1 protein-coding gene is annotated in these 227 nt (G+C 69.2%); it reads left to right on the forward strand.

Translation table 11 applies throughout. The features are described 5' to 3' along the window. The coding region (locus tag SCWH03_RS28505; RefSeq protein WP_173267813.1) for a tetratricopeptide repeat protein at window positions 1-227 on the forward strand (227 nt) is incomplete at both ends.

Below are 227 nucleotides of genomic sequence, written 5' to 3' on the forward strand. Positions count from 1 at the left end.
GTCTCCCGCAACAACCTCGCCGGCGCCTACTCATCGGCGGGGGATTTGGGGCGGGCGGTGCCGCTGTACGAGCAGACTCTTGCTGACCGCGTGCGGGTGCTGGGTGAGGACCACCCCGATACCCTGGTCTCCCGCAACAACCTCGCCGGCGCCTACTCATCGGCGGGGGATTTGGGGCGGGCGGTGCCGCTGTACGAGCAGACTCTTGCTGACCGCGTGCGGGTGCT

The organism is Streptomyces pacificus, assembly GCF_011766325.1.
Taxonomy (GTDB): Bacteria; Actinomycetota; Actinomycetes; order Streptomycetales; family Streptomycetaceae; genus Streptomyces; species Streptomyces pacificus.